This window comes from Acidovorax sp. HMWF018 (assembly GCF_003061035.1).
Lineage (GTDB): Bacteria > Pseudomonadota > Gammaproteobacteria > Burkholderiales > Burkholderiaceae_C > Acidovorax > Acidovorax delafieldii.
Genome location: NZ_QAIM01000081.1, coordinates 1953 through 4155, shown reverse-complemented (window position 1 = coordinate 4155; position 2203 = coordinate 1953). Strand labels below are relative to the sequence as shown.

Below are 2203 nucleotides of genomic sequence, written 5' to 3'. Positions count from 1 at the left end.
AGGCTACACCGTCCAGCAACCTGCGGGGCATCATCGCCATGGTGGCTGCGGTGGGTTTCTTTTCGCTGATGGATGCGCTGCTCAAGACGCTGAGCGCCCACTACCCCGCCATGCAGGTCGCGGCGTTGCGGGGCTGGGCTGCGTTGCCGCTGGTGGCGCTCTATGCGCTGTGGCGTGGCGAGGTGCCACGGCTGCTGAAGGTGCGCTGGCCCCTGCACTTGCTGCGTGGCGGACTCAACGTGGCCATGCTGGCACTGTTTGCATTTGCCATCCGCGAACTGGCACTGGCCGAGGCCTACACACTGTTCTTCATTGCGCCGCTGCTCATCACTGCGCTGTCTACCGTGGTGCTGCGCGAGAAGGTGCGCGCTGCCCACTGGGTCGCCATTGCGCTGGGCATGGTGGGCGTGCTGGTGGCGCTGCGACCCAATCAGGAGGCGTTCTTTACCCTGGGCGCACTGGCCGTGCTGGCGGCAGCCACCTGCTATGCGGTGTCGGCCATCACGGGGCGCATGCTCACCCGCACCGACTCCAGTGCCAGCCTGGTGTTCTGGACCACCACGCTGCTGGCACTGGGTGCCGGCGCGCTGGCCTGGCCGCACTGGGTGGGCGTGGCGCAGGTGCATTGGCCACTGGTGGCAGGGCTCGCCATCACAGGGTTTGCAGGCCAGTTGGCGATCACCGAAGCCTTTCGCCACGGGCAGGCTTCCGTGGTGGCGCCATTTGAATACACGGCGCTGGCCTGGGGCATGGGGCTGGATTGGGTGCTGTGGCAGACGGTCCCGGGCTACAGCACGCTGCTGGGCGGCGCCATCATCATTGGCAGCGGCCTGTACCTGGTGCGCCAGGAGCGCACGCAGGCAGTGGTGCCACCCTGACCGGCGCGAACCGGTGCGAAACCGGCCACTTGCCGTCGCTCCGGCGCGGCATGCGCTGACACGGCAGTCAGGCAGTTCACCCTGTAATGAAGCGACGAACACAGCGGCACTACCGCAAGGAAATCGCCATGACACAACACGCCACCGTCCACGGCCACGTGACCTACACCCCAGGCGACGGCGCCCCGATCGCGATCCCCGAGGGCCCGATCGAGGTGACCACCAGCGCGGACAGCACCACGCTGAGCTGGTCGGTCGAAGAAGACATCGTCGGGTCTGCGGCGCTACCTCCCGACCAGTTCAACCAGTACGTCAAGGACGGCAAGATCCATTTCAAGAAATAGCCCGGGCGCCCACGCCCCGGACCTCCCTGCCGCCCCAGCCGGATCAGATCGGCCGCGTGAGGTACACCGCCTCGCGGCCCACGATGGGCTCGCGGGTGGGCATGAGGACGGTGCAGTCGTCGCACAGCGCGCGGATCTCGTGCGGCCCATCGGTGGCGATGAGGTCACCCTTGGCAAACACTTCAAACCCTTGCACGGGCTTTGTGAAGCGGAAGTCCGACGTGCGGACCATGCAGGTCTCCAGCAGTTCGTAGCGGCGCTGCTCGGCGGGCGTGGGCCGGTCGGCCATCGGTGCGATGAGGCCAAAGTGCGCCAGAAAGTCCAGCGCCACCGCCGTGGCCATGTCGGCCGCCGATTGGCGGAAGTGCTGGCCACATTCCACCACCAGCGCAACCCCATCTCCCTCGGCCTGCCCGTGGCGACCGTGCTGGATGAGCGGCGTGCCCGAACCCAGGCCGCTGGGCATCACCAGGTGCACCGGCGGGCGGCCGATGGCCAGCGCCACCCCCGCATTGCGCGGGTAGGCTGGGTACACCCAGAACGGCTGCACGTCTTGGCTGGTCGAGTGGATGTCGAGGATGTGATCGGCCGCAGCCACCACGGGGCGCAGGATGCGGGCACGCTGCAGCTCGGGGCTGTCGGCCGTGCCGTCCAGCTCGGCCGCCGACCAGATGCGGTTGAGGTTGTGCACCAGCTGTCGGCTCTCGAACGGACGGCTCTGGTCAAACGATTCGTAGGCGGCCACGTTGGCAAAGCTGACGGTCAGCGTGCCGATGAGGGGACGCACACCCGTGTCCAGCAGGTGGGTGGCCGCCACCATGCCGCAGATCTCGTTGCCGTGCGTGAGTGCATTGATGAGCACATGCGGGCCAGGCTTGCCCGACTCGAAGCGGTGCACATAGTCGATGCCGACATTGCCCTGGCGGTAGGCAGAGAGGTCGCGGGGGAGGACTTCAAAAACGGGGGGGTTCTGCGTCATGG

Annotated in this window: 3 protein-coding genes; 2 read left to right on the top strand and 1 reads right to left on the bottom strand. The window is 67.3% G+C overall.

Annotation, left to right across the window (positions count from 1 at the left end; genetic code table 11):
- Positions 1-878: DMT family transporter (locus DBR23_RS02960; RefSeq protein ID WP_369882076.1), on the top strand; the 878-nt coding region annotated here is incomplete at its 5' end.
- A 128-nt stretch (positions 879-1006) separates the two neighbouring features.
- Positions 1007-1222: a hypothetical protein gene (locus DBR23_RS02955; protein WP_108497267.1), complete on the top strand. Its 216-nt coding sequence runs from the start codon at positions 1007-1009 to the stop codon at positions 1220-1222.
- A gap of 43 nt (positions 1223-1265) precedes the next feature.
- On the opposite strand, the gene DBR23_RS02950 is transcribed toward DBR23_RS02955, so the two are convergent.
- Entirely contained in the window at positions 1266-2201 is a 936-nt protein-coding gene (locus tag DBR23_RS02950; protein WP_108497266.1) for a succinylglutamate desuccinylase/aspartoacylase family protein, read from the bottom strand.
- Between the last annotated feature and the right edge of the window lie 2 nt (positions 2202-2203).